General features: G+C 43.1%; 23 protein-coding genes, 1 pseudogene and 1 other annotated feature. Of the genes and pseudogenes, 22 read left to right on the top strand and 2 right to left on the bottom strand.

Annotated elements, in window-relative coordinates; genetic code table 11:
- The first annotated feature begins 46 nt into the window (after positions 1–46).
- From J4G44_RS10570 to J4G44_RS10500, 15 genes are all read left to right on the top strand, one after another.
- The gene (locus J4G44_RS10570) at positions 47–343 is read left to right on the top strand and encodes a hypothetical protein (protein ID WP_207973625.1); all 297 of its coding nucleotides are present in this window, start codon (positions 47–49) and stop codon (positions 341–343) included.
- A gap of 2 nt (positions 344–345) precedes the next feature.
- Positions 346–576: a hypothetical protein gene (locus J4G44_RS10565; protein WP_207973624.1), complete on the top strand. Its 231-nt coding sequence runs from the start codon at positions 346–348 to the stop codon at positions 574–576.
- Between the two features lies 1 nt (position 577).
- Complete coding sequence (locus J4G44_RS10560) at positions 578–808, top strand: hypothetical protein (RefSeq protein ID WP_207973623.1); 231 nt, start codon at positions 578–580, stop codon at positions 806–808.
- Positions 809–811: 3 nt separating this feature from the next.
- Complete coding sequence (locus J4G44_RS10555) at positions 812–2,470, top strand: portal protein (RefSeq protein WP_207973622.1); 1,659 nt, start codon at positions 812–814, stop codon at positions 2,468–2,470.
- Positions 2,467–2,979 (top strand): Bbp19 family protein, encoded by a 513-nt coding sequence (locus J4G44_RS10550; protein ID WP_207973621.1) that lies wholly within the window; start codon positions 2,467–2,469, stop codon positions 2,977–2,979. Before J4G44_RS10555 ends, J4G44_RS10550 begins: the two co-directional genes overlap by 4 nt.
- Positions 2,972–3,595: a hypothetical protein gene (locus J4G44_RS10545; RefSeq protein WP_207973620.1), complete on the top strand. Its 624-nt coding sequence runs from the start codon at positions 2,972–2,974 to the stop codon at positions 3,593–3,595. Before J4G44_RS10550 ends, J4G44_RS10545 begins: the two co-directional genes overlap by 8 nt.
- 14 nt (positions 3,596–3,609) lie before the next feature.
- Entirely contained in the window at positions 3,610–4,509 is a 900-nt protein-coding gene (locus J4G44_RS10540; RefSeq protein ID WP_207973619.1) for a phage capsid protein, read from the top strand.
- Between the two features lie 215 nt (positions 4,510–4,724).
- Entirely contained in the window at positions 4,725–5,285 is a 561-nt protein-coding gene (locus tag J4G44_RS10535) for a phage connector family protein (protein WP_207973618.1), read from the top strand.
- On the top strand, positions 5,285–7,324 hold the full coding sequence (locus J4G44_RS10530) for a phage nozzle protein (protein WP_207973617.1): 2,040 nt from the start codon (positions 5,285–5,287) through the stop codon (positions 7,322–7,324). Before J4G44_RS10535 ends, J4G44_RS10530 begins: the two co-directional genes overlap by 1 nt.
- A gap of 2 nt (positions 7,325–7,326) precedes the next feature.
- Positions 7,327–7,779 carry a GNAT family N-acetyltransferase gene (locus J4G44_RS10525; RefSeq protein WP_207973616.1) on the top strand — a complete coding sequence of 151 codons (453 nt, stop codon included), beginning with the start codon at positions 7,327–7,329 and terminating at the stop codon, positions 7,777–7,779.
- 2 nt (positions 7,780–7,781) lie between these two features.
- Positions 7,782–8,180: a hypothetical protein gene (locus J4G44_RS10520; RefSeq protein ID WP_228291695.1), complete on the top strand. Its 399-nt coding sequence runs from the start codon at positions 7,782–7,784 to the stop codon at positions 8,178–8,180.
- Positions 8,180–10,219, top strand: a complete 2,040-nt coding sequence (locus J4G44_RS10515; RefSeq protein ID WP_228291694.1) for a methyl-coenzyme M reductase — start codon at positions 8,180–8,182, stop codon at positions 10,217–10,219. The genes J4G44_RS10520 and J4G44_RS10515 overlap by 1 nt, the downstream gene beginning before the upstream one ends.
- Entirely contained in the window at positions 10,219–13,062 is a 2,844-nt protein-coding gene (locus J4G44_RS10510; protein ID WP_207973615.1) for a lytic transglycosylase domain-containing protein, read from the top strand. The genes J4G44_RS10515 and J4G44_RS10510 overlap by 1 nt, the downstream gene beginning before the upstream one ends.
- Positions 13,063–13,065: 3 nt before the next feature.
- Entirely contained in the window at positions 13,066–15,591 is a 2,526-nt protein-coding gene (locus J4G44_RS10505; protein ID WP_207973614.1) for a hypothetical protein, read from the top strand.
- A gap of 23 nt (positions 15,592–15,614) precedes the next feature.
- The gene (locus J4G44_RS10500) at positions 15,615–15,791 is read left to right on the top strand and encodes a hypothetical protein (protein ID WP_228291693.1); all 177 of its coding nucleotides are present in this window, start codon (positions 15,615–15,617) and stop codon (positions 15,789–15,791) included.
- A 36-nt stretch (positions 15,792–15,827) separates the two neighbouring features.
- Here J4G44_RS10500 and J4G44_RS10495 read toward each other — a convergent pair whose 3' ends face one another.
- A complete protein-coding gene (locus J4G44_RS10495; protein ID WP_207973612.1) occupies positions 15,828–15,971 on the bottom strand; it encodes a hypothetical protein in 144 nt (47 codons plus the stop codon).
- Positions 15,972–16,119: 148 nt separating this feature from the next.
- On the opposite strand from J4G44_RS10495, the gene J4G44_RS10490 reads away from it, so the two are divergent.
- The 7 genes and pseudogenes from J4G44_RS10490 (at position 16,120) to J4G44_RS10455 (ending at position 25,204) form a co-directional block, all read left to right on the top strand.
- The gene (locus tag J4G44_RS10490) at positions 16,120–16,464 is read left to right on the top strand and encodes a hypothetical protein (RefSeq protein ID WP_180060958.1); all 345 of its coding nucleotides are present in this window, start codon (positions 16,120–16,122) and stop codon (positions 16,462–16,464) included.
- Positions 16,465–16,466: 2 nt separating this feature from the next.
- On the top strand, positions 16,467–18,116 hold the full coding sequence (gene terL / locus J4G44_RS10485; protein WP_207973611.1) for a phage terminase large subunit: 1,650 nt from the start codon (positions 16,467–16,469) through the stop codon (positions 18,114–18,116).
- 116 nt (positions 18,117–18,232) lie between these two features.
- The gene (locus tag J4G44_RS10480; RefSeq protein ID WP_207973610.1) at positions 18,233–21,937 is read left to right on the top strand and encodes a hypothetical protein; all 3,705 of its coding nucleotides are present in this window, start codon (positions 18,233–18,235) and stop codon (positions 21,935–21,937) included.
- 77 nt (positions 21,938–22,014) lie between these two features.
- Entirely contained in the window at positions 22,015–22,332 is a 318-nt protein-coding gene (locus tag J4G44_RS10475) for a hypothetical protein (protein WP_180060962.1), read from the top strand.
- 248 nt (positions 22,333–22,580) lie between these two features.
- Positions 22,581–23,096 (top strand): glycoside hydrolase family 108 protein, encoded by a 516-nt coding sequence (locus tag J4G44_RS10465; RefSeq protein WP_207973959.1) that lies wholly within the window; start codon positions 22,581–22,583, stop codon positions 23,094–23,096.
- A gap of 336 nt (positions 23,097–23,432) precedes the next feature.
- Positions 23,433–24,275, top strand: a complete 843-nt coding sequence (locus J4G44_RS10460) for a tyrosine-type recombinase/integrase (protein ID WP_228291692.1) — start codon at positions 23,433–23,435, stop codon at positions 24,273–24,275.
- Positions 24,250–25,204, top strand: a pseudogene (locus J4G44_RS10455) (IS3 family transposase). The gene J4G44_RS10460 and the pseudogene J4G44_RS10455 overlap by 26 nt, the downstream one beginning before the upstream one ends.
- Positions 24,525–24,641: a sequence feature (AL1L pseudoknot), on the top strand. Its footprint overlaps the pseudogene before it by 117 nt.
- Here J4G44_RS10455 and J4G44_RS10450 read toward each other — a convergent pair.
- Positions 25,194–26,269 (bottom strand): IS3-like element ISAba20 family transposase gene (locus J4G44_RS10450; RefSeq protein WP_085945815.1). Its coding sequence is split into 2 segments (ribosomal slippage): positions 25,194–26,017 and positions 26,017–26,269, totalling 1,077 coding nucleotides; the frame shifts between segments, so codons are not numbered across the junction. The pseudogene J4G44_RS10455 and the gene J4G44_RS10450 sit on opposite strands and share 11 nt — an antisense overlap.
- Positions 26,270–26,335 lie beyond the last annotated feature (66 nt).

Genomic DNA, 26,335 nt, shown 5'->3' with positions numbered 1-26,335 from the left:
CCATCCAAATTGACCCTATTCGACAACCATTGAATAGGGCTTTTTTATGTCTACACGTCGCGCAACTCGAACACCAGGTGCAAAAGAACCTGAGCCAACAACACAAGAACAAGCAGATCAGGCATTGGAAGAAATTCTAAATGATGCATCTGCAGGTGCAGTGATTCCCATTGAACAATTTGATGCTGTTGCTGAACGTGCGGAACAGCTAGATCAGATTCTTGAAAACCAAAAACGCATTGAAAAGAAACTCGATCAATTGCTGAAAGCGGGTGGTATTGAAGCGCCTAAACAGAAGCGCTGGGTGCAAGGCAAGAATGGGCTAGAACACAAGGAGATTTAGCCATGTGTGGTGGATTTGTAGGAAAGGCAATCAGCACGGTAACCGATGCAATTGGCTTGACTGATACCAAAGCAGCTGCAAAGGGTTTTGATGCCGAGGCAGCAGCACAGCAAGCAAAGAATGAAGCACAACGGGCAGAGAATAACGCTAAAGCACAGCGTAAAAAACGCAAAGCGTCAGATGTTCTTTCGTCTGCAGTGACTGATGAAAAGAAAAATACATTAGGGGGTTGATATGTGCGGTGGTGGTTCGCTCGGAAAGCTATTCAAAAAAGGTGCTGGAAGTATTTTTGGAAATGGTATTTCAGAAATGCTTGGTCGTGTTGATCAGAAAAATGCGGAAGCATCATCACCAGAAGCCCAGCAAACTAAAGATGACAACGCAGCTCAGGCGGTGCGTAAAAAGAAACGCTTATCTGAAGTACTGTCATCAAGTGAAGATAAAAAAACAACTTTAGGCGGCTAATGCATGAATGATCTAGCGAATCGAATTTGCAAACGTCTTAGTGAGCTTCGGACAGAACGGGCAAAGTTCGAAGCGCACTGGACGGAATGCTACAAATACGGTGCACCAGAGCGGCAGCAGTGTTTTAGCGGCGGTACTGATCTTAGCTCGACACGTGAAAAACAGCGTGCGGATTTGCTGGACTCTACTGCAGCCGAAGCAGTTTTAAAAATTGTGGCCACACTTATTGCAGGTACAACACCTGCAAATGCGCAATGGTTTAAGGCTGTGCCTGATGGTGTAGACGATCCTGCGGTATTAACCGAGGGCGAACACTGGTTAGAGCAAGTCTGTCAGTTCATTTTCCGTAATATTCACGGTGCAAACTTCGACAGTGAAAACTTTGATCAGATGGTGGACTTTGTTGTAGCAGGCTGGTCAGTCATCTATGAAGATATCGACCGCAAAAAAGGCGGTGGCTATGTGTTTGAGTCGTGGCCGATTGGTGAATGCTTTATTGCATCTACACGGCCTGACAACATTGTCGATACGATTTATCGCGAGTACAGCCAAACCGCAGCACAGCTTGTCTCAAATTACGGCAAACACAAAGTAAGTCAGCGTGTTTTAGATGCTTATGAAAAGACACCTGATCAAGCTTTTAAAATCGTTCGTGTGATTGAGCCGCGGGATGTTAAAGCACCAGACATCAACAAGGTTTTGTTGCCTAAACACATGCCGTTTGCTTCATATCACATTGAACTTGAATCAAAAGTCATTCTTAAAGAATCAGGCTATAACGAATTTCCTTGTGCAGTACCACGGTTTAGAAAGATTCCAGGCAGTGTTTATGGTATCGGCTTGATGTCTACGGCTTTGCCTGAGGCAAAGTCTGCCAATGCTTTGATGCGGGACACATTGCGCAGTGCTGAAATTGATGTGCTCGGCTTTTGGATTGCCGAAGATGATGGTGTTCTAAACCCACGTACTGTGCGTATTGGTGGTGGCAAGATTGCTACTGCAAACAGCGTGGATTCAATGAAACGCCTAGACTCAGGGCGTGGCTTTCAAGTTGCAGATGCGCTACTGGGACGTTTACAGGATTCAATCAAGCGCAAGTTAATGGCGGATGGTATGGACTCGCCATATAACCAACCGATGACAGCCGCAGAAACCTACATGCGTCTTGACATGATTCGTCAGCAGATCGGACCGCTATATGGTCGTGCTCAGGCTGAAATGCTTATTCCATTGTTGGAGCGTTCTTTTGGTCTAGCTTATCGTTCAGGTATTTTGGGTGAAGCTCCCGAAGAACTGCAGGGGCGCAACACATCATTCAAATTTATCTCACCTTTGGCACGTACTCAGCAGCTTGAGGACGTGGGCGCTATTGAGCGCTTTATGGCTTCCATGGCACCAATTGCCGAAATGGACCCGAATGCACTGGACAACATCAATGTAGATGCAATTCCGCAAGTATTGGCACAGCGTTTGGGTGTACCAACTTCAATTATTCGCACAGAAGAACAGTTGAGTGAATATCGTGAGCAGAAAGCTCAAGCACAGCAGCAACAAGCGGAACAAGAACAACAGGCAGTTATGGCACAGCAAATGACAGGTGCAGTAGCGCAGGGCATGGGCAAGGGTCTAGAAACTCAAATGGCCAGTGAGGTGATGCAGTGATTTTAATTATCGCAATTTTGGCAATTCTTTTATTGATTGCATGTGTGGCTGTTTATGCAGTGCATGAAAAGCTTGAAGCATGTTGCGCTCAACGAGATCGTTTTCATACCTATGCATCTGTCAGATTGACGAAGATACGTGCTTTAGAGAAAGAATCTGAAAAATTACGTCATGAAATTGGCAGTCTGCATGCGTCATTTAAAAACATGTTGGCTGAAAATGAAGAAGAACTTGGTTTTGGTCATCACGTGAAATGGCGCTCACACCGTAAGCCGACGTCTGAAACCTACCGCATTCATTTTGATATGGAGCCAAACGGCCAGCGCATTTTAGAAGAACTCACTATGCGTTTTAAACGCGGTATTTATACCGATGATGAACGTGAAACATGTCGACGCATTGGGCGTTCAGAAGTCGTGGACTTCATTATTAACCGCATTAATACCGCTAACGACAGCAAGTACAGCGAACACTTAGAACTAGCACACATGGAGCAATACAATGACTGAGCAAACTAATACGCCTGCAGTAGACGACACGGCAAACAATACGCCAGCGCCAACCGATAACAATCAACCTGCGCCAGCTGCAGATCAAAACAACACGCCTGCAGATCAGGGCAATCAAGAAACTACGCCTGCGGTTGTTCCAAATGTTCCTGCATCGGCTGGTGATTATGAGTTCAACATTGATGGTTTTGATGTAGATGCATTTAAAACCGAAAACGGTGCGGTTTTAGATCGTTTTCATTCTGCAGGTTTAACTAATGAACAAGCCAGTGAAGTTGTCAAAATTTGGGATGAATTTCAGCAAGTTAATTTAGAAGCATTGCAACAGGAATGGGGTGCTGAATATCAAGCCAACGTCAATTTGGCACAGCAGGCGATTGAAGCACTTGGTTTTAAACCTGCAGATTTAGATTCACCAACAGCCGTGATTAAGCTTGCTGCAGCAATTGGCAAGCAGATTCAAGAAGATTTACCACCACAAAACACACAGCAAAGTGGTTTTGAATCAATTGAACAATTAATGAAATCGGAAGCGTATAGCAATGCTAATCATCCTGAACATGCTGCAACCGCAGCTCGGGTACGAGATTGGTTTTCAAAAAGTACACCAGAATAAATAAGGGGTAAGAGATGTCACAAGACTTCGCAACTAACAATGGGATGATTACCGCTGCTTTTAAGCGTGAATTCCACACGGCATTTGAAATTCAATGCCAACAAACGCAGTCAGTTCTACAGGCATTGGTCAACGACCGTGGTCAAATTAATGGCTCATCTTTCACTGTAAATGATTTGGGTACAGTTGAAATGGAGAAAATGACAACTCGCTTTGCTGACACTAAGTGGTCAGTACCAGAGGCGGGTACACGTTTGGCGGTCATGGAAGATTATGGCTTGTTTGTACCAATTGACCCACGTGATGAGCCTAAACTTTCTGCCAACCCAACATCAAGCTATATGCAAGCATGTTTGGCAGCAGAGCATCGTCAGCGTGATCGTATTATTTACAAGTCACTTGGTGCATCGGTTCAGCGTAAAACCACCGATGGCGAAACCTATACAGCAACAGCATTGCCAGCTGGTCAAATTATTGCTGCATCTGCAGCACCAATGAACAAAGCCAAAATTGCAAAAGCACGTGCATTGTTCCGCAAAAACCAATGCGACAATTTGCCGTTATACATGATCTATAACTCAGAAATTCTTGAGCAGATTCTTGTAGATGAAGCGCTAACAAAGTGGGATCGCGACACCATTCAGCAAATTCAAGATGGTGATGTAGCTAAAAAATGGGGTGGCTTTATTTGGCTACCGTATGAAGAACTTGCTGATGGTGCGGGTGGTGCTACAGAAGGTCGTACCTTTGCAGTGGCAAAAGGTGGAACGCATTACGGTCGTAACACAATTTCTAACTTTGATATCGCTGTCCGTGCAGATAAGTCAAACGTGAAGCAAATTGGTGGCATCTCGTCTTACGGTGCAGCGCGTGCCAATGAGCAGAAGTTAGTACAAATCGACTTCCTTCGTTAAGGGCTTGACCTAGCATCTTGGGCATGGGGTGCTAGGTTTTTTTGGAGCAGTAAAAATGCTGCAATTCTTAAAATGTTTATTTGGTTTTCATGGTGCTATAGAGGTCGGTTGTTACAACTGCAAAGAGTGTCGTGATTGTTTGAAATCGCTCGACTGATACTCAACAAACCAAACCTTAAAAGCTTTCAAGATCATAAAAACTTGAGGGCTTTTTTATGACCACAACAAAAGTATCTATCTGCAACCATGCCTTAAATTTAATTGGTGACCGCAGTATTACAAGCTTTGACGAGAACACGGCAATCGCTGAACGCTGCCGCAGTATTTACGATCAAATCCGTAAATCTATTTTGCGTGACCATCCTTGGAGCAGTGCCAAGAAGCGTGTGATTCTTGCGCCAGTATCCACATATCCAGCATTCGGCTACTCACATGCCTTTCCATTGCCGCGTGATTTTATCCGCATTATTAGCGCCAACATTGAGCGTTATGAAGTGGAAAGCCGCTACATCTTGGCAGACACAGAGCAGATCAATCTTGAATATATCTTTGACAACGACAACGAAGATACATGGGATTCAATGCTGGTTGAGGCGATGTCACTTAAATTGGCATCTAAGTTATGCAAGCCGAATACAGGAAGTGATGCAGCAGGGCAAACCGCGTTGGCTGAATATGAGCGATTGATTAAGCGAGCACGTGCAATCAATGCGCAGGAACGCCCAAGTGATGACATTGTGTATTCAGATTCACGTTATATCGGGAGTCGCTACTAATGAAACAATGGATTTTAAAAAACAACCTAAGCAGCGGTGAATTATCGCCATTGCTGTGGACACGTACCGATGTGCAGCAATATGCCAATGGCGCTAAGAAACTTTTAAATGCTTTGCCTTTGGTGGAAGGTGGTGCAAAAAAAAGACCAGGTACGCGCTTTCGTGGATTGTTCACTGGTGCATTGCGCTTGATTCCATTTATTGCCAACTCAGAAAGTCCGTATCTTTTGATTTTAGGTATTGGCACACTCAAGGTTTACAACCCACGAACCAAGTCAATTGTTTGGGAAACTGAAACGCCATATAACACTGCGCAAAAAGTCCGTGAAATTCAGTTTGCGCATACCCGATACCGCATGTATTTCGTTCAAGGTGATGTGCCAGTACATCGGTTTATTACTAGCGCGAACTTTGATACGTGGCAATTTACGCCGTTTGTTTTCTCAGTACAGCCGAACGATGAAATTGGCACATCACCAAACGTGGCATTAACACCTAGTGGTACAGACGTTGGCAAAGTTATTAACTTGACTGCAGCTGCATTCCCAGCATGGACGTCAGCAGAAAGCTACATCATTGGTGAGCGTGTTATTTATTCAGGGCAAACATGGCGTGCTGTTGTAGACAATACCAACTCGGCACCAACGGTCAGCAATCCAGATTGGGAGTCTGTAACGGCTGGTGATGCATCTGTATTTACTTCTGAGCACGTTGGTGCGGTTGTAGCTATTAATAGCGGGCAAGTAAAAATTACATCCATTACTTCACCTGCGGTGGCGGTGGGTGAGGTTTTGGTGAAACTTAGCTCTACTGTTCAGGCGATTGCTAAGTCATGGACGCTTAATTCATTGGCATTTTCGGCAGCCACAGGTTACCCGCGCTCAGTTGTATTTTTTAAACAGCGTTTAGTTTTTGCCAACACAAAAAATAGTCCTAACCAGATGTGGTTCAGTTCAATTGGAAATGATGGTGATTTCCTAGAATCAACCGATGATGCAGATGCATTTTCAATAGCTTCATCATCTGCGCAGTCAGACAACATTTTGCACTTGGCACAGCGTGGTGGTGTGGTTGCGTTCACTGGTGGCTCAGAGTTTTTAATTAGCTCAACAGGTGCATTAACGCCTGCATCTGCACAAATTGATCAACATACATCTTATGGTGTGCAAAAAGATGTACGACCCTGCATGGTTGGAAGTGAAATGCTATTTGTGCAACGTGGCGGTGAGCGCTTGCGTGCTTTGTCATATCGCTTTGAAGTAGACGGTTTGGTGTCGCCTGAACTATCAGCAGTTGCCCCGCATATTGCAGAACAGCACGGTGGTATTAAAGAAATTACTTATCAGCAAACCCCAAACAGTGTTGTGTGGATGGTACTTGGTGATGGAAAGATGGCAAGCATTACACTCAATCGTGACCAAGAAATGAATGCTTGGGCAATGCACGATTTTGGCTGCAATGTGATTTCAGTTTGTGCATTGCCAACAGCAACAGGTGCCGACCTATGTTTTATGCTGACAGATCGGAACGGCAGTCTGTTTTTAGAAGAAATGCTAGAAGATGCCCGAAGTGATTGCGAGTTTGAGATTTTCGCAGGTACCACAACGCCGCCAGCATTAGCAAGCAAACTTATTAATCCAATGAGTAGTTGGAGTAACTTTGATGGATGTTTCTATTCAGAAGATTTTGCACCAATCGAAGCCAATTATTTTTATGGCCAACCGTTTGAAACAAGCATCGAGCTATTACCACCTGACTTTAGCGATGCACCTGCAACCATGATGTTTCATAAAGCTACGGTACATAGTGCTGTGGTGTGGCTGAAAGATTCCATTGGTGGTTTTGTGAATGATTATGAGCTGCAGCATAAGCGCAACGACCAGAACGCATTCCAAAATAAACCATTTACAGGCTATGTCGAAGAAACATTAAGTGGCTGGCATCCATTGCATCAACTTGATTTAAAAATAACACACAACAAACCGCTGCCTTTTCATGTGCAGAGTGTATCCATGTTGGTATCAATTAATGAGAGATAAAGATGCTTGTAAGAACAGCAACACTTCAAGATTTGGATACGCTTGTTGATTTTGGCAAGCGTCTTACTAAAGAGTCCCCACGGTTTGAAAAACAAGGTTTTAGTGAAGCATTGGCGCGTGAATTTTTTGCAGAACTGATTGAAAAGCTGAACTCGATTTTTTTGGTTTGTGATGAATACGCCAATCCAGTCGGCACATTGATTGGTGCAATCAGCATTGATTGGCGCACAGGGCATAAGTTGGCATTTGAGCAAGGCGTTTATGTGTTACCCGAATACCGTGGTACAGGTGCGGCAACCGATTTAATCAAAACATTTAAACAATGGGCTGAAACTTACAAAGCAGACCGTATTCAAATTGGCACTATCACAGGGATTCAAGCCAACCGTACAGTAAAGTTTTACGAAAAGTTAGGTTTTGAATTAGTCGGTTATGTCTTGGAAAAGGAGATTTAATCATGTGCGGTGGTGGAAATATTATTGGTGACATTTTTAGTGGCGCTCAAGGCATGATGAATGCTGTGCAGTCGAACGCAGAGGCCAAAGGGAATGCTAAAACAGTTCGCTCAGTTGCTCGTGTAGAAGCGGAAAAACTTAAACGACAGGGCAAGGCGAATGCATCTAGCGCACGCGCAGCAGCTGCCGAAAATGGTTTGGATGTTGATGTTGGTGCGGCAGCCATGATTCAGGATGAACACATGGGGGATGCTGAATATAACGCTGCAATTGCTATTTCAGATGCAGAAAACAATGCCCGAAATATTAGACGTGCAGGCAAGATGCAGCGCAACAATTACGGTATGCAGGCAGCCAGTAGTTTTATTAGTGCAGGTGCTAAAGCAGCGGGGTGGAAATAATGCTAATTCCTCGTTCACAGGGGCGTGAAGTATCACGTCCATCTTTGCAACAACATACACCAATGACAGGCTTGGCAAGTATTGGTAACGCCATTGGTGGCGCATTTGAAGCACGTGATCAAAAACAACAGGAAGCCGAAGTATCAGCTAAACGCCTTGAGCTGTATCACAATGCTTTAGATGAGCAAGAGGCTAAAGTTAAGCTTGATGATGTAATGACTACTGAAATGTCAGAACAAGTCACCTTGCTTAAAAACGATGTGTCTAACGGTGTTATGACTGCAGATGCAGCCAGTCAGACTTTTAAAAAATGGTCAGACGAGCGCTATAAGCAGCTTGAAAATGATATGCCGATGCATGCACGTCAAAACCTTAAAAACTATTGGGATGCTAATTCAACCAAACAGACACCAGGCTTTTTACCATTGCAACTACGTGCAGACGTTCAAAAAGGCGTGGTGCTTGCTGATCGTATAACCGATATTGCGACACGTTATGAGCGCAAACAAGGCCGTGAATATCTTGAAACAAGCCTTGCAGGTTTGAACTTGCCCGAAGCAGATAAGCAGGCACGTTTATACAACTATGAAACCACACGTGATGTTTTAGATATTGATGGGCGTATTTCTGCAGCGGTTGAGGGTAATAATATAGCCGATCTACAGACACTGGTATCTGATTTAGACAACGGCAAGTATGGCTATATTGATGGCCCAACAGCACAGCAAAAAAAGAACATGGCATTAAGCCGCATTGATGCGCTGAATAAACAAGCCGAAGTGCAGGAAAATAAGCGGGTACAGGTCGCAGGTAAACTATTTAACGATTTTAAAACTCAAGTCATGACTGGCCGTGCATTAGATGATGACTATGTAAATAACGTGGGTGAGTCTGTCAAAGGCACAGAACATGAGGGTGAATATCAGTTTTACAAGCAGCAGTCTTTGAACTTTGGGCGTTTTAGTAAACTCAGCACAAGTGAGCAATTGAAACTGATCAATGAGCAGAAAGCCAAAGCCAAAAACAGCAAGTCAGCAGACCCAGCAACAGAAGAAAAGATTTTAGGCGTGTATGAATCTATCTATGCTGAAAAGCTTAAAACAGGACAAAACAACCCAAATCAGTTGGTGGCTGAGGCAGGGATTCAGGTCAATACAATTGAGCCTGCAGAATTTAAAACCAACCCTAAAGGTGCAGCACAAAAGATTGTAGATAACGCTACAAGCCAATTGGCGCTGAAAGATAACAATATCAAGCTTGCACCTATTTCACAGGAAGATTTACCAGACGCGAAAAAGGCTTTTGATGCCATGTCGGTGAATGACAAGCTGAATTTTATTGGTGGCTTAATTTCAGAATCTAAAGGCGTTCAAAGTGGCAATGCAATTTGGGGCGCAACTTTAGGGCAGCTTGGCGGTGGTGACTTGTCGTACATCATGGCAGGCGTGGCACGTATGAATAATTATAAGTCCACCCAAGGCGAGGATGTTGCAACTGCAATTATTAGCGGCACACAGGTGCTTAAAAACAAGCAATTGATTATCCCAAAGGATGACATCCTAAAACAAAAGTTTAGCGAATATGTTGGAAACTCTGCATCAGGCAACACAGCAAATATGAGTTTTGCAGCGTTCAAGTCTATCTATGCGCACCTAACTGAGCGCAACAGTTATCAGCATAAAGACAAAGATGATTTTAGCAAAGAAATAATGGATTCTGCGTTAAGCATGTCCACTGGTGGCGTGTACGTCCAAGGCAATTTTAAAAACACGGTGGGTGGAAAGATTAAAGACTGGAAAGTGTCTAAGCCGTATGGCATGGATGACACTTTGTTTGAGGGGCATCTAGCCAAAGGCTATGCACAAATTGCCAATCAAACAGGCTTATCTGTATCTGATCTTGAATCTTTGCGCTTGCGCCGTTCAGATCGTCGCTCACCTAAAGGTGAAATTCAATACGACCTAATCAATGAACGTGGTAATCCGCTGCAAGTTGGTGGCGTTGTGTGGCGAATCAATATTGATGGAGCGACCAAGTAATGAGTAACTGGTTATCTGAGTTTTCAGGCGAAGAACAGCGCCAAGTTGATGAGCTAAACAAGCAGGGCATTACAGGCAAGCCGACACAGAAAAAAGAAGTAGGTTTATTTGATGGTGCTGCATCTTCACCATTTCGCGGTGCAGGTGCAGGCTTTGCCAAGGTTGCTGATACGATTGCCGCACCAATTGATGCATTGTCTGACCGCCTTGCCTACACCTTTCAAGATGTGCACACCGATGAATTTTTAGAGCCATATTCTGCATACAAGGAACGCCAAAATAAAAAGCGTGATGACTTGGTTTATGGTGGTATTGAAGCCTTAGAAGATAAGGAAAACACAGGCTTAGTCGGGAATATTGGTTTTAGTCTTGGTGACTATGCGACACGTGCGGTAACAGGTAGTGCGATTGGTGGTGTACCAGGTGCAATTGCTGCAACAGGATTGTCTGAGACTGATTATGTTTATGGCGATTTGACACGACAAGGCGTGGATGAAGCCACAGCCGCCAAAGTTGCTGTAACAGATGGTGTTATTGCTGGTGCATCTGTGTGGCTGCCTGCAAGCTACGGTTTTAAAGGTACAGGTGGCATCATTAAAGACGGGTTGCTATCGGTTGGCGGTGCAACAGCATTATCGCAAGGTGGGCAGGCTGTAAGTGGTGCAATTTTAGATTCTGCAGGATATGAAAAGCAGGCCAAAAAATACGAAGTCACAGCCGAATCAGTCACTACAGATATTTTTCTGAACACCCTATTTTTTGGTGGAGCACGTGGGGCAAGCCGTTATTTAAATGCAGATGCCACACCTGAACAGATTGAAGCACGTACTACTCAGCAGCAAGCCGCATTGGTGCTAAATGAAATAGAATTTGACGATGCAGCAATTCCAGTCACACCATCTAATCCAATTCAGCATAATAACCATTTGGTGAATATGCGCGAAGCAACCGAGTCAATAAAAGCGGGTCGGCCAGTTAAAATTAACCGTGCCGTTGAGGGTGAAGAAAAGCAGAAGCCAGTCAACTACAGCACCATGGCTTTACCAACCAATGCCAAAACCATTGCACATAAAGCGCAGCAGGCAGGCATTAATCCATCGGTGGCTTTGACCATTGCACACATTGAAACAGCGGGTACTTTTGACCATACAGCCAAGAATCCAACATCTACAGCACATGGTTTATTCCAAGTTTTAGATAAGACTTGGAAGCAGCAAGGCGGTGGTGATCGAAATAATATTGATGAACAAATTCGCATGGGTTTTAAGCACATGCAGAATGCAGAAAAGTACATCAAAAAACAGATTGGACGTGATCTGCAACCACATGAGCATTATTTAGGGCATTTGCTTGGGCCAGCTGGTGCAGTCAATGTCTTAAAAGCCGACCCAAATACACCGCTCATTGATATTGTGCGCAAGTACGACCCTAAAAATGCCAACGATATTGTGAAAAATAACGGCATGTCTGGTCTAACCGCAGGGCAAGCGATTCAAAAGTGGCAGCAAAAATGGAACACTTTAAGCGCGCGTTATGGTGGCGGTGGTACAAGTACGGTAATGGGTTTAGATGGTTCATCGTATGATGTTGCTTTTGAAGTTAAATCACTTGGCGAACTGATTGCATCCAACGACCTTGCGTATGGTGTGAATCCGCTTTATCCAGCAGAACTACAGCCACGTGATCGTACCCGCGAAGCATCACGCCAGCAGATTGAAAACATGGCCAATGACTTGCGTCCTGAATGGCTGGGTGAGTCGCCTAAGCTTTCCGATGGTGCGCCTATTGTGGGTATGGATAACGTGGTGGAATCAGGCAACGGACGTACTCTAGCCATAGGCAAAGCATACGAAAGCGGCAGAGCAGATGCCTATCAACAATTTGTGGCTGACTTTGCAGCATCACGCGGCATGGATATTTCAGGCATAGATCGTCCAGTTTTAGTGCGTACACGCTTAACTGATACTGACCGTGTGCAATTCACGCAACTAGCCAATCAAACCGATGTGGCGCAATTCAGTGCAACTGAGCGTGCCAAAACCGATGCAGACCGTTTGCCCGATACATCACTAATCAAACTCAATGCAGATGGCAATATCAATCTTGAGCAAAGCATGGATTTTGTGCGTAGCTTTGTTAGCCAACTACCGAAGTCTGAACAGGCTTCTGTCATTACTGGTGATGGGCGCTTGTCACAAGATGGTAAACGTCGCATTGAATCAGCCATTGCCCAGCGTGCATATAACGACTCAGGCTTAATTGCCCGATTATCTGAAAACTTGGACGATGACAGCAAAACGGTACTGAATGCATTGTTGCGTGCTGCACCGCAATTAGCACAGCTGAATGACTTAGTGAAGCAAGGTGGACGGCATAGCAACACCTTAGCCGATGATTTAGCACAAGCAGCGCAAAAGCTCAGTGATTTGAAAGCCAATGGTCAAAACGTACCTGATTATTTAAATCAAAATCAGCTCATCGATGACGGCTTAAGTGATGGTGCCAAGGCATTTTTAAATGTATTTGATAGCAATAAACGTAGTGCTAAAGCCATTTCAGACAATATTCAGTCTGAGATTGATCGGATCGAGGGCATGGGCGACCCACGGCAAGGTTCGTTATTTGGGGATAGCCCAGAAGAACAGGCGGCATTAGATGTTATTTTGCAAAACCCTGATCAGGAGATTTCGGTGAGCCGTATGCGACCAGATGGGGAAATGGAAGAAATCACCATGACCTTGCGTGAACGTCTGGATGAATTGGAAGCCGAAGCAAAACAAGCAGAGCAAGATACACTTGCAGCACAAACAGCCATTAGCTGTGCTTTACAGTTTGGAGAATAATCAATGAAAGAACAATGCAAACAGGCTGTAGCCAAAGCACTCGGCAAAGCATCATTAAATCAACAAGAAGCACAGCAAATTGAACAGCGCATCAAAGACGCAATGAAGTCCTTAGCAAAGCAGGATATTCTGAACTGGCGCAATTTATCCGATGCAGACAAGCTCACCAAAGCAGGCGAGTTTGTGGCGCAAGATATTCAGGCGCAGTTAAAACGAAAGCATAAGATTGCTGCGCAAGATATTCTCACCCAAAACAAAAACCTTGCCTTACTAGATCATCCAACATTATCGGCTAGTGAAGTTGTAGACCGTATGGTGGCACCGCATGGCGATATGTCAGGCATCCAGTCTATTGATTCTAAAGCGCGTGCGATTGCATCCATTTGCCGTGGTGAACTGGTGGACTTTTACACCAACATTAAAGGCGGTTTAGGTGTATTCACCGATGCTGATTTGGTTCAAAAAATTGTCCGTGAACGATTCAATGACAGCACAGGCGACCCATTAGCTAAGCAGATTAGCGACAAAATGGGAGAAGTCTTTGAAAACATGCGCGAACGCTTTAATCGCTCAGGTGGTGATATTGGCAAGTTGGATGATTGGGGATTGCCGCAGACGCATAGCCTAGAAAAGATTGTATTAGCTGGCAAACAAGCGTGGGTACAGAAAGCAGAAGGCTTAATTGATACTTCAAAATATGTGCATGAGGATGGCACATTTTATTCACAGCAAGAAATCCGTGAATTACTCGAATACTCATACGACACACTAAGCAGTAATGGTGCCAATAAAACTGAAATTGGTCGTCAATCTTTTGGCGGTAATTCAAAAGTCACATCACGCCACAGTGAAAGCCGCGTGCTGCATTTCAAGGATGCTGAATCATGGATGGAATATCAGGCTGAATTTGGCGGTATGCCGTTTGTAGACTTGGTGGAAGCGCATATTAACGGCTTGTCTAAAGATATTGCACTGGTTGAAAACTTGGGTAGTAGCCCTAAAAATGCCATGCGTATTTTGATGGATGCAGCAGAACAAAAGGACTGGCAAAAGGGATTGGATGCAGACACCACAGCCAAATCACGCAAACGCGCACAGACCATGTTTGATGAGTTTACTGGTCAGAATACACCGCAATCAGAAGTGTTAGCCAATCTTGGTCTTGCATACCGATCAATGAACGTGGCATCTATGTTGGGTGGCACCACATTATCATCCATCACAGACCAAGCCATGATTGCCAAAACTGCATCAGTGCATGGCATTGCTTTCCGCAAAACCTTTGGTGAATTGCTCACGCAGCTTAATCCGAAAAACAAAGAAGATCGGGAGTTGGCGCACAGCTTAGGTTTAGCCACTGAGGAAATGCTGGGCAGTATTGCGCGTTGGTCAGATGATGGATTGACTTCTGTGCATGGAAAGTCACAGAAATTAGCGCGTGTATCCAGTGGTATTGCATCCCAAGTCATGCGCGTTTCAGGGCTGAATGCGCTCACTGCAGCCTCAAAAGTTGGCTTCTCTAAAATGCTCATGGAAAAGTACGGACGTTTAAGCCGTAGCAAGGCTTGGGCTGATTTAGATGCTACAGATCGTGAGTTGATGGAGAAAACAGGGCTGTCTGAACGTGCTTGGGAAGTCATGCGTTTAGCTGATCCAGTTGTAGATCGTAAGGGTAATCAGTTGATGTCGGCACGTTCTATCTACCAAATTCCAGACGATAAGTTAAAAGCCTTTGGTGACCCGCAAAAAGTACGTGACGAAGTTGCAAGTCAATTCCAAGCGCATTTACTGGATGAGCAAGGCATGGCGGTTGTAGAAGCTGGCTTGCGTGAACGTACATGGATGAGCGCAGGACAGAAAAAAGGCACAGGCATGGGTGAGATTATGAAATCCATGCTGCAATTTAAGTCTTTCCCTGCAGCGTTTTTAATGCGTCATGGTTCGCGTGCAATGGCACAGGACGGTGTAAAGGGTAAAGCGGCTTATGGCGTTTCGCTATTTGCCATGACGACGCTGCTTGGTGCTTTGGTGGTTCAGCTTAAAGAACTTGCTAACGGTAATGACCCGCAAACTATGTGGGATAGTGACGACCCACAAAAGACAATGAACTTTCTTACACGCTCAGCCATTCAAGGCGGTGGCTTGTCTATCCTTGGCGACATTCTTGTTGCTGGTACAGACACATCGGGGCGCAGTGCTACAGACTTCATGGTTGGCCCATTCGGTTCGGATGCTAAAGCTGTGCTCGGTTTAACCGTTGGTAACTTTACCCAATATTACGAAGATAAAGACACCAATGCAGCCAATGAAGCATTCCGCTTGGTAAAGGGTAAGATTCCAGCGCAAAACCTTTGGTACACCAAGGCCGCAACTAATCGCATGATTTTTGATGAAATGCAGGATATGATTGCACCTGGCTACCGTGAAAAGTTATTGCGTAAAGCGGAACGTGAGCATGATCGTACCCGCTGGATGGGTGATGACTGGGGTGATATTCAAGCACCAGATTTTGAGAGGCTGGTAGAGTGATAAAAAAACTATGGGGAAAGGTAGTGAATATTTATATTTATTCTTTATTTGCTGCACCTATTGCCATAGTTTTCTTAATGAGTGGTGATCAGAATTACATAGTAAATAAGATTTTAACTTTTTATTTTATGGGTGCTCTGGCTTTAGCAATTGTTCTTTGGCCAATCTTAGCTTTTATAGGTAGAAAGAAACGATCATAAAAATAAGGCTGCATTTGCAGCCTTATTTGTTTTGGATTAACGGCCACCTGGGCGACGATCAGCAGCACGATCTCCACAAGATGAGCCGTCTTTAGCAGATTGCCAGCTGTGGTCACATGGGCCTGCAAAAGTCATAGTTGTTGGCAGTGCTAGAACTGCTGCAATAATCAATTTTTTCATTGTAAAGTACCTTGGTTATAGTTGATTGCATAATTGCTTGATGAGCATACATTTCAAATTATTAATAATCCATAGTATTTAAAGTAACTTACCCAACAAACCACAATTTTATCCCCCGTATATATGGCTTATATGCGGGGGATTTTTTATGTCAGATGAAAAAAAGCAAGGTCACTTAAAAGCAGAAACACGGGAAAAATTAAAACTGTGTTTAGAAATGTCTGCAGAAGATACCGTAGACTTGATGACGGAAGCATACGGTCAAGATATTTTTGATAAACAAGGTCGTGGCGACAAAGTTTGGCTATACAAGGGAGCCAAAGAAGCCTTGTCTTGCATGGAAAAAATTAAGCGTATTCTGAATGACGAGGAATTGACGCGCGGTAATACCGATGAGCGCTCTATTACACCAGAACAGCAAGCCATGAAGATTTTAGAGGATGTGACCAAGCGATTAGAGGAGCGCAGACAGAAGCCTGAACGTCCGAGCTAACAGTGAAGATAAGCTTTGCAGCTTTCTATCTGGTTTACGCTGAAACGCTAAACTGGATAGTGCCTGATTTCCATTTAGACGTCTGCGATTTTTTAGAGGACTACGGCACACTTGGGCTTTTAATGATGCCACGTGGTCACGGCAAGTCTACCATTCTTGATATTTACAATGCTTGGAGATTATTCGGCAACCCTGAGCATTTAATTTTACACCAAGGTGCTACTGACCCCGATGCTTATAAAGTCAGTCGTGGTACCGAGCAGGTATTAGAGCGTCATCCTTTATGCAACTTACTCAAAGTTAAAAAGGCGCGTGGCGAAACACAAAAATGGTGGGTATCAGGTTCAACTGATGTGCGTCACGGTTCCATCCATGCACGCGGTATTTTATCTAACGTCACAGGTTCACGTGCAAATGAAATTCAAAATGATGACGTAGAAGTACCAAGCAACATCGGCACACCTGAAGCACGTGAAAAACTGCGTTATCGTCTTTCTGAGCAGACGCACATTCTTATTCCTGGTGGACAAAAGCTATTTGTTGGTACACCACACACCCATGATTCGCTTTATACCCTGATTCAAAAACTTGGTGCTAAATGCCTAATTCTTAAAATGTTCCAAAATGAGAAGCGTTTTGAGCAAGTCATTGAGTGCATTGTTGATTACAAACCGATTTATGTTTTTAGTGGCATTGGCAGCAGCTCAAAATTATTAAAAGAAGGTGAGGATTATCAGGTTCAGAAAAAGGGTGTTATCTACCACATTACTTTTGATGAATCTCACTACCTGATTGATGTTTACAGTGAAGCATTGTGGCCTGAACGGTTTACTCCAAAAGTCATGGAAGAACGCCGTAAAGAATGCCGCACGATTAACGAGTGGGATTCACAGTATCAGCTACACGCCAAGCCAGTTGGTGATGTACGTTTAGACCCTGACAAGATGATTCCTTATGATTGTGAGCCTGAGTTAAAACGCGCTAATGGCCAATACATTATGATGCTTGGAGAGCGTCAAATTGTTGGTATTACAATGCGCTGGGACCCGTCAAGCGGAAAACTTAAATCTGATATTTCATCGGTGGCATTGGTGCTGCATGATGATTTTGGCAATAAGTATTGGCATAGATCGGTAGCATTGACTGGTGATGTGGTCACACATGATCAGCATGGCAATATTGTTGGTGGTCAGGTATGGCAGCTTTGCGATTTGATCTCTGAATTTCATGTGCCAAGCATGACAATTGAAACTAACGGCATTGGTAATTTTGCACCTGCATCTTTGAAAGGTGCTTTAAAAGCACGTCGTATCCGTTGTGGCGTAAAAGAAGTACATAACTCAGGCAATAAAAATAAGCGCATCCTTGAAGCTATTGAGGGGCCTTTAATGTCAGGCTTGCTTTGGGTGCATACGTCTGTCATTGATACACCAGAAGAAGGTGAGAACAGCTCAAGACAATACAAAAATATGCGTATGTTTAACCCAGCTGCAAGTGATCAAGACGATGATGATTTAGACTCTTTGGCGGGTGCAGTCACTGATTCGCCAGAACGCATCGGCAAAATACACAGACAAAATGAAGCGAATGAAAGCCCTAATTGGAGAACAAACGGTGGCGTGGTTGAAGCCACTTTAGACTTTGAGAATTAGGGGGCTTTATGGCTGTCCAAGAACAAACGCCGATTATTGTATATGTTGCAAATGGCACCACCACACAGTTTGCAATTCCTTTTGATTTGCATGATCCAGCAGACTTGCTTGTTTTGGTGAATAACGAAGTGACTGCGGTTGGCTCATATAGTGTAGTCAATGGTGCTGTTATATTTGGTGCTGCGCCTGCAGATGGCAGTATGATTACGCTATGCCGCGACACAAAACTAGATCGCACAACCAATTATAAAACTTACGACAATTCATTTCGTCCTGAATCTGTCAATTGGGATTTTGACAAAATTTGGCACGTGCTACAGGAAGCAAATATTGTAGATGCAAAAATCCTTGCTCGTATCAAAGAAGAAATCGAATGGCGTCGTACGCACGATTTTAACTACGATGAACTTGCACAGGTACGCGAGCAGCAATTATTTGACGCACTAAAAGGCTATGCCGATACACTGTACTCAGCCACCAATCCTAATGTTTTCCAAGGTGTGATTGCAGGTGTGGTTTTCGCACGTGATGGCAAGAGCATTCAAACCCATATTGAAGAAATTTTGGATAATTTAGCTGTTAGTCGTGAAGATATTGAATCAAAAGCTAGTCAAACCTATGTAGATGAACAACTCTCAACCAAAGCACCACAAGCCACGACTTATACAAAAATCGAAGTAGATAATGCTTTATCACTAAAAGCACCTCAATCAAACACATACACAAAGGCTGAAGTAGATACTACGTTTGCAGCCTATGTTGGTGGCAGAAAAGCCTACACAACTCTTGCTTTAGCACAAGCAGATCAGGTTAATTTGACTGCGAACACTGCCATTGAAGTCACCAACGATGGCGCAAACAACGGCACATACCAATGGAACGGTACAACACTAACAAAGAGTGCTTATGATCCATTAACACAAGCCAAAACATACGCAGATCAAGGAATTAAGGATTATGTTGTTGGCCAAAATTACACAGGGCCTGCTCAAGTCAATCGCGATGGAATGATATGGGAGTTACCATCTGGCGAAGTCGCAAATGGCACAGAAGCACAAAGCCCAGGTGTAGATGCTCGTTGGATTAAAAAACTCACCACTAAGACATTGGTTAAGTTGCATCCTGATTTTAAACCTTATGTGACAGAGGACGGTGCTGAAAAACAAAACCGTAATAATTCATACGTCAATCTTCTTGATGAAGCCATTGTGAGCATTGCGCTAATGGGCAGCAAAGTCAAAAGTTACCTGTATGCTTGCATGCCACTTTTCTACATCGTGAAAAATGAGGCAGCGGGCACATGTAGTATCAATATTCAAATTAAACTTACAAACAATTTGAATGACGGTGATACAGCTAGTGACTTATTGTTAACTGGTTTTGGTGGGCCATACAATATTGACTCAAATGGTTTTATCAAAATCTATAACAACGCCTCACCCGAAAAGTACGAGCTTGTCATTGACACAAAGCGATTTGCTGACAATGTTGCATACTTGTTGACAGCTTCAAGCAAGAAAGATGGCTTACTACTCACGTCTGCACTTGAATATGTCGATATGCCTTACTGTCAGGGCAATATTAGTGATGCTGCGGGTGTTGGTAGTGCTTTCGCATTTGCACGTGCAGTAAAGTTTCTTGAAGCAAAGGGTGATTTAACAAATAAAGTTATTCGCTTTTCGCAAATTCAGAAAACAGCAACGGTGGTGCAGATTCAATTCATTGTTTATGATGAAATTGCAAAGACAACTGTAACTTTCAGAAAAACATATACACATGCTGAATTTGTCGGTGTTTTGAACGTGTCTCCTTGGGCACTAGCGGGTGTAGATCATAAAAGCTTGCCATACGGCTTGGCGCTTGTGATTGATGCTGACCACTTGAATCAGCATTTTACAGGTCGTGCTACTTGGTCGATCCTACCACTTGATGCAAATAAGTCGGTATTCAAAGAAGCAAATGTTTCTGAGATTCGTTTGCTTGACCAATATGATTTTCCATCGGCTGGTTACTGCGATTATCGTGGCTATTGGTCGGAAACCGCAGGCTATCGACGCATGAATATGGGTATCAAGATTCCCGCAGGTACTACATCTATCAAAGCAACTGGTGGATTCGACAAGAATGCAAATATTGTATTTGGTGATGCTTCAGGTCGCTTAATCGAGGGCGGTTATGCACTTAAAAATGTGGATGGTACAAAGTACAGTGGCGATGAAGTTATCACATCAGTAGATGTTGCACTGCCAGTGGGTGCTGAATATTTGCACATGGCAACATTAGCTGCAAACCTTTCTACAGCAACGCTTAACGTCATTGGTGATTTTAAATACGCACCGAAGCGTGACTTTAAAACTGTTCAAGATGTACTGCTTGATAAAACCATGCCAGACGGGGTTTATACAGCGCAGAAGTATTTATTCAGAAAGAGTGGCACTTTACTAAATGATTTACAAGTCATTGATGGTACAAACCTATCTCTTGCAGATACCTACTCAGCAAGTTCGATCAAGAAGGGTAGCTCTGGTGGGCAGTTGGTTTTCTATAAAGATCGGAAGCACTACTACTACAATGGTGTCGCACGGGAAATCTATGTTGAAGTTGATGGTGTTAAAACAATTTTGACAAATCCATCTATGCATCCAACAGCATGGTCAAAAGGCGTAGCACAGCAGCAAGGTCGTACTGTCATTGAAGTGCTTGATGATGATTCTATTCTCTTTGATATGCTGGAAAGTCAAGCCAATGGTAGTCAGGCATACTCACTATGGAAGATGAAAGTTGGTCAAGAGCCACAGCGATGCTTTATGTACTCTCACGATTCATATACAGACTCAGGTTCGGTTGTACGCTCAGCAAACGGCTGCCCACTAGGTGATTGGTCTTTTACTTATGCTAAAGGTTTGATTTTTGCTACTGAATACGGGGCGGGAACATCCGAATATTGGTATAACCAAGCGACAAGTGGTGGCAATGGTCGTGGTGTGTCAAGTCGTGTCTGGGTTTCTGCTGATAATGGCGACACGTGGTACACATGTTTGAACCTGAACGAGCTGAAAGATACTGCACAGCCGATTTCCGATACAAACTGGAAGTATTTTGATAGTACACATGATAAAAACATGACGCATATTCATTGTATTAAATATGATGCTTATGCAGATCGTATTTATATGACGAATGGTGATAGTACGGCTGGTTTATTCTCTGTGTCTATTGATGAAGTTAAAACGTGGCTTGCAGCAGCAACACCAGTTGTTCCGACTCAAATCCCTGTTTACGCACAAGCAACAGGATTGACTTGGAATGTTGTGAAATTAAATGATTGGCAATGGCATACAAACATCAATTACCACAATATGCGTCAGCAACACACCGCCATTTTTCCGATTGAACACGGATTGCTGCTCGGTCACGATGCTGCACGTGAGTTTATGTATATTGCACACCGCAACGGTATTCTCAACCAAAATACTTTAGCGTTAGAGCCATCCTACAATTGGGAGAGTCGAAATGATTTTGATGAGAGTTGGCAATTCTTCCAAAGCCAAACATTAACAGATGGTTTTGTTATGGCAATGGTACGTAACAAGAAGTCTGATCCAGTTTTAACTTTCCATTCTGCATCTGGGAAATATTGTCGAATCTGGGCGACTTACAACGGCTTCGGTCATCGTGAAGTGTTTGAAAGCACTTTAAATGAAATCACGTTTGGTTGTCGTGCTTTCTTCGATGGTGATGGGAACATTATCTTGTCAACTGGTGCTGGCACAGGCTCATGGGACAGTGGTTATTACTTGCTGAGTGTTGATAAGATTTAATACCCAGCAAATCGCCACCGACCCTGATCTTTAATTAGATCAGGGTTTTTTATTACCAAAATTTAAGGGGAGCGCAAGTGAATGAGCCAAGTGCATCACTTTGGAAAAAATTAAATGAGGTGTCGGATCGGCTGCAACGCGTATCCGAACAATTGATTGAAGCAAATGCGATTAACAAAAGTTATCACCAAGCACTAGAGCAGCAGCGCATTAAAGTTGAAGTGCTAGAGCAAGACAATCACAAAGCGCAGGGTGCAATTGGAATGCTCAAATGGGGCTTGGGGATTGTTATTAGCATCGCAATTTCAGGCGGCAGCTGGGCTGTAACTTCTATTAACCAACTTAAACAAGATGTAGCCATTGTTCAAAGTCAGCGAGAGGATAAAAAACAATGAAATTTATTCAAGAAAGCGCGTGGCAATATTTGTCTGTAAAACTTCCAGCTTGGGGGGCATTTATTTTGGGTGTGTTGCCTGTGCTAATTCAAGAAGGTGTGAACACTCAGTTGATAGCACCGCAGTATCACGCCATGCTTTTAACTGTAGTTTTGCCTGCACTAGCATTATTCGGCAAAAAAAAATATCAACCCGAATTACATCCTGAACCAACCGTTTTAGGCTTCGCAAATCTTCCAGTTGATTCGATTACTTTTGATGAAGCATTTAAGCGATTAATCGGGCATGAAGGTGGTTACAGTACAGATCGTCGTGATCCAGGCAACTGGACTGGCGGGCGTGTCGGTGTAGGCACCTTAAAAGGCACTAAGTTTGGCTTAGCTGCAAATACATACCCTAATCTTGATATTAAAAATCTCACACTGGCGCAGGCTAAAGCGATTTATAAAAAAGATTGGTGGGACAAGCTTGGGGCAGATGGCATGCACTCGGCAATCGTATTTCAGCTTTGGGACTTTGCGATTAATGCAGGGAAAAGTCGAGCGATTAAGGAATTACAGCAAGCAGTTGGTGTGCCTGCGGACGGTATCATTGGGCCACAAACTTTAGCAGCTGTGAATTCGCATGACTTGAACGATGTAATTTTAAGTTTAACCGCAGAGCGTTTGAAGTTTTACACCAGCCTGAGCACATTCAAAACACACGGCAAAGGCTGGACTAATCGGGTAGCAGACAACTTGAAGTATGCAGCTCAGGATAATTAAAGAAAGCTCTCACTTGGGGGTTTTGGCGCAAACCCTACGCAATTGAGCGTGTTGGGGTTTGCTGTTTTAGAATACATTAAATTAATTGTGTGGATAACCTACCTTTTTTATGAGCATACGAATCACGCACAAAGAAACGGAAATGGGGATTGATTTTTATTTATGCGTTACAGTTTGCGTTACACATACTTTTATTAGTTTATTATTTAATATAAATCAACAATATAAGAATTATATTATATGCACGCTGAGCGCACCATTTCACTGTTTTACCTCATCCGAAGAAATACGAAAATCATTAAAAATAAATAGCTTACGTACTTCTATTGTCCGATAATGTCCGAAGGCGTTTTAGGATACCGTAAAGTTTTACGGTATTTTTTACGGTATATCCCGTTTCTTGCAAAAATATACCGTAAAAAGATGCCTAAACTCGTTGTTAGTCTTACTGACTCAAAAATTAAATCAGCAATATCAATGCAAAAGAAATCATCTGAAAAAAATATTAAGCTTTCAGATGGTGGCGGCCTTTATCTGTTATTAGATACAAAAGGTGGGGCATATTGGCGCTTTGATTATGTTCGCCCAATTACAAAGAAAAGAGCTACTATCGCAATTGGTGTTTATCCAAGCTGTACATTAGCATCAGCACGTGCAAAACGAGGCGAGTTCAGAGAACAGCTTGTTCAGAATATTGATCCTGCCATGCAGAAAAAACGAGAAGCTGAAATAACGCATAAAAAAAATACTTTTAAGCTAATCGCAAATGAATATCGTAAAACAGAAGAGTTGGAGCCTAGCACTCAGCGAAGGAATCAATTTGTTTGGGATAAGTTGTATGCTGCAATTGGAGATTATCCGATAGACAGTATTACACCATCGCAAATTTTAGAAGTGTGTCGTATATACGAAAGGCAAGGTAAGACAGATTCTGCAAAGCGCATGAGAAGCAAAGCATCTCAGGTGTTTCGGTATGCGATTGCTTTGGGTTTATGTCAATTTAACGTTGCTGACCAAATTAGCGGTATTTTGAAGGTGGGTAAAACTAAGCATCGAGCGGCTATTACTGATGAGCAAAAGCTAGGACAACTATTAAAGAATATTGAACCGTACCGGGTTTGTCGGAGACCAACTTTCTTGAGAGAATGTTCCAATGACAAAACCAAAATATACCCCTGAAATCAGAGAAAGAGCGGTTCAATTATTGATTGAATCTGAAAAAGATTATCCTTCTACTTGGGCTGCAATCACAGCTATTGCACCTAAGATTGGTTGTACTCCTGAAACATTGCGTGTTTGGTATTTAAAGCATATGGATCAACTAAATCCTGCCAAAGTACAACAGATATCTGACCAAGAAAAAATGAAGCAAATGGAACGTGAAATTAAAGAATTAAAACGTGCCAATGAAATTCTACGTAAAGCAGCCGCTTTTTTCGCCCAGGCGGAGCTCGACCGCCCACACAAATAATGGTGGATTTTATCCAGAACAATAAAGATCGATATGGTGTTGAAGCGATTTGTAGAATTTTACCGATTGCAGCTTCGACCTATTATCGGGCTTTAGATCTCGTTGATAACCCAGAACATCGAGCGAAACGTGCTCTGCATGATTTACATCATGCAGAGCAAATCAAACGTATTTGGAAAGAAAGTTTAGGTCGATATGGTGTGCGTAAGGTCTGGCAACAATTGAAACGTGAAGGTTATGTTATCGCACGTTGTACAGTTGCTCGATTGATGCAGAAGCTAGGTATACAAGGTGTTTGGCGTGGTAAGAATAAACAAACCACCCGTAGCCGAGATGATCAAAAACGAGCAGATGACTTAGTAAAACGCAATTTTAATGCAGATCATCCTGACCCTTGCGAAGCAGTGCTTCTCAGGTCGCTGACTTCACGTATATTCAAACTCATTCAGGCTGGGTCTATACCGCCTTTATTATTGATGTGTTCTCGCGAGCAATTGTTGGATGGAAAGTATCAACACGTATGAATACAGATATGGTGCTCGATGCACTGGAGCAAGCATTGCATGATCGAGGGGTAATACCCCCATTTTTAATTGAATTAATGGGTAGAAAATCTAAAGCCCTTGTTATTGTTTAAAAATAGGTGGACAACCATTTACTGACATATGAGGTCGTTCATGATTATAAAAGTACTGCCAGTCAGTTGTATAGTCCTGCACCTCGCTCAGATCTCGAAATAAATATTGATTTAGACACTCATAACGTACTGTACGATTAAATCGCTCAACATATGCATTTTGCTGTGGATTGCCTGGTTGAGTAAATACATGCTCAATACCATGCTGATCACACCACTTTTCCATCAGCTCACTTATATACTCTGGGCCATTGTCGGTTCTAATGCGTTTAGGTTTACCTCGCCATTCAATGAGCTGATCAAGTCCTCTCAGCACACGTTCTGCTGGCAACGAAAAGTCAATCAATATATCCAATGACTCGCGATTATAGTCATCAATCACGTTGTGAACTCGATAACTACGTCCATCACTGAGTTGATCATACATAAAGTCCATTGACCATGATTCATTCTTAGCTGTCGGTACTGCAAGGGTTTCAGGCTGTTCTCGTTTAATCCGCTTATTAGGCTTGATTCTTAAATTAAGCTCAAGCTCCTTATAAATGCGATAGACACGTTTGTGGTTCCATTTGTATTTTTTAACATTACGCAAATACAGGAAACAAAGCTTGAAGCCCCATGTTTTATGATCATTGGTTAATTGAATCAACCATTCGGCAATCTGTTGATTCTCTTCATCTAAACGAGCTTTATAGCGATAACACGTTTGACTGACTTTAAAAATTAAGCAGGCCATGCTGATTGAAATCTTAAATTGCTCAGTAGCTTGCTGAGCAAGTGACTTTCGCTGAACAGGCCTTAAAACTTTTTTAAAAGTGCATCTTGCAAGATGTCTGACTTTAGCCGCTCATCAGCATACATGCGTTTTAAACGGGCATTTTCAGCCTCAAGTTCTTTAAGCCGCGTCATCATTGAAAGATCCATGCCGCCATATTTGGACTTCCACTTGTAGAATGTAGCAGAGCTCATACCATGTTCGCGGCACAAGTTCGGTATGGGTGTTCCTGCTTCAGCTTGCTTCAAGATACTCATGATCAAGCTGTCTGAATACTTAGATGTTTTCATAGAAAATCTCCTTAAATCAAGGTTATTCGATTTTCTACTTTTAAACTCAATTATTTTTAGGGGGGA

Origin of the sequence: Acinetobacter towneri (genome assembly GCF_017498585.1) — a bacterium.
Lineage (GTDB): Bacteria > Pseudomonadota > Gammaproteobacteria > Pseudomonadales > Moraxellaceae > Acinetobacter > Acinetobacter towneri.
This window is presented reverse-complemented; position numbering and strand designations above follow the sequence as displayed.

What these genes read in the sequence shown, in the direction of transcription:
- J4G44_RS10505 (WP_207973614.1), top strand. Translation starts at nt 13,066, where the DNA reads ATGAAAGAACAATGCAAACAGGCTGTAGCCAAAGCACTCGGCAAAGCA.
- J4G44_RS10460 (WP_228291692.1), top strand. Translation starts at nt 23,433, where the DNA reads ATGTCCGAAGGCGTTTTAGGATACCGTAAAGTTTTACGGTATTTTTTA.
- J4G44_RS10545 (WP_207973620.1), top strand. Translation starts at nt 2,972, where the DNA reads ATGACTGAGCAAACTAATACGCCTGCAGTAGACGACACGGCAAACAAT.
- J4G44_RS10540 (WP_207973619.1), top strand. Translation starts at nt 3,610, where the DNA reads ATGTCACAAGACTTCGCAACTAACAATGGGATGATTACCGCTGCTTTT.
- J4G44_RS10570 (WP_207973625.1), top strand. Translation starts at nt 47, where the DNA reads ATGTCTACACGTCGCGCAACTCGAACACCAGGTGCAAAAGAACCTGAG.
- J4G44_RS10555 (WP_207973622.1), top strand. Translation starts at nt 812, where the DNA reads ATGAATGATCTAGCGAATCGAATTTGCAAACGTCTTAGTGAGCTTCGG.
- J4G44_RS10495 (WP_207973612.1), bottom strand. Translation starts at nt 15,971, where the DNA reads ATGAAAAAATTGATTATTGCAGCAGTTCTAGCACTGCCAACAACTATG.
- J4G44_RS10490 (WP_180060958.1), top strand. Translation starts at nt 16,120, where the DNA reads ATGTCAGATGAAAAAAAGCAAGGTCACTTAAAAGCAGAAACACGGGAA.
- J4G44_RS10515 (WP_228291694.1), top strand. Translation starts at nt 8,180, where the DNA reads ATGCTAATTCCTCGTTCACAGGGGCGTGAAGTATCACGTCCATCTTTG.
- J4G44_RS10530 (WP_207973617.1), top strand. Translation starts at nt 5,285, where the DNA reads ATGAAACAATGGATTTTAAAAAACAACCTAAGCAGCGGTGAATTATCG.
- J4G44_RS10510 (WP_207973615.1), top strand. Translation starts at nt 10,219, where the DNA reads ATGAGTAACTGGTTATCTGAGTTTTCAGGCGAAGAACAGCGCCAAGTT.
- J4G44_RS10525 (WP_207973616.1), top strand. Translation starts at nt 7,327, where the DNA reads ATGCTTGTAAGAACAGCAACACTTCAAGATTTGGATACGCTTGTTGAT.
- J4G44_RS10535 (WP_207973618.1), top strand. Translation starts at nt 4,725, where the DNA reads ATGACCACAACAAAAGTATCTATCTGCAACCATGCCTTAAATTTAATT.
- J4G44_RS10560 (WP_207973623.1), top strand. Translation starts at nt 578, where the DNA reads ATGTGCGGTGGTGGTTCGCTCGGAAAGCTATTCAAAAAAGGTGCTGGA.
- J4G44_RS10565 (WP_207973624.1), top strand. Translation starts at nt 346, where the DNA reads ATGTGTGGTGGATTTGTAGGAAAGGCAATCAGCACGGTAACCGATGCA.
- J4G44_RS10520 (WP_228291695.1), top strand. Translation starts at nt 7,782, where the DNA reads ATGTGCGGTGGTGGAAATATTATTGGTGACATTTTTAGTGGCGCTCAA.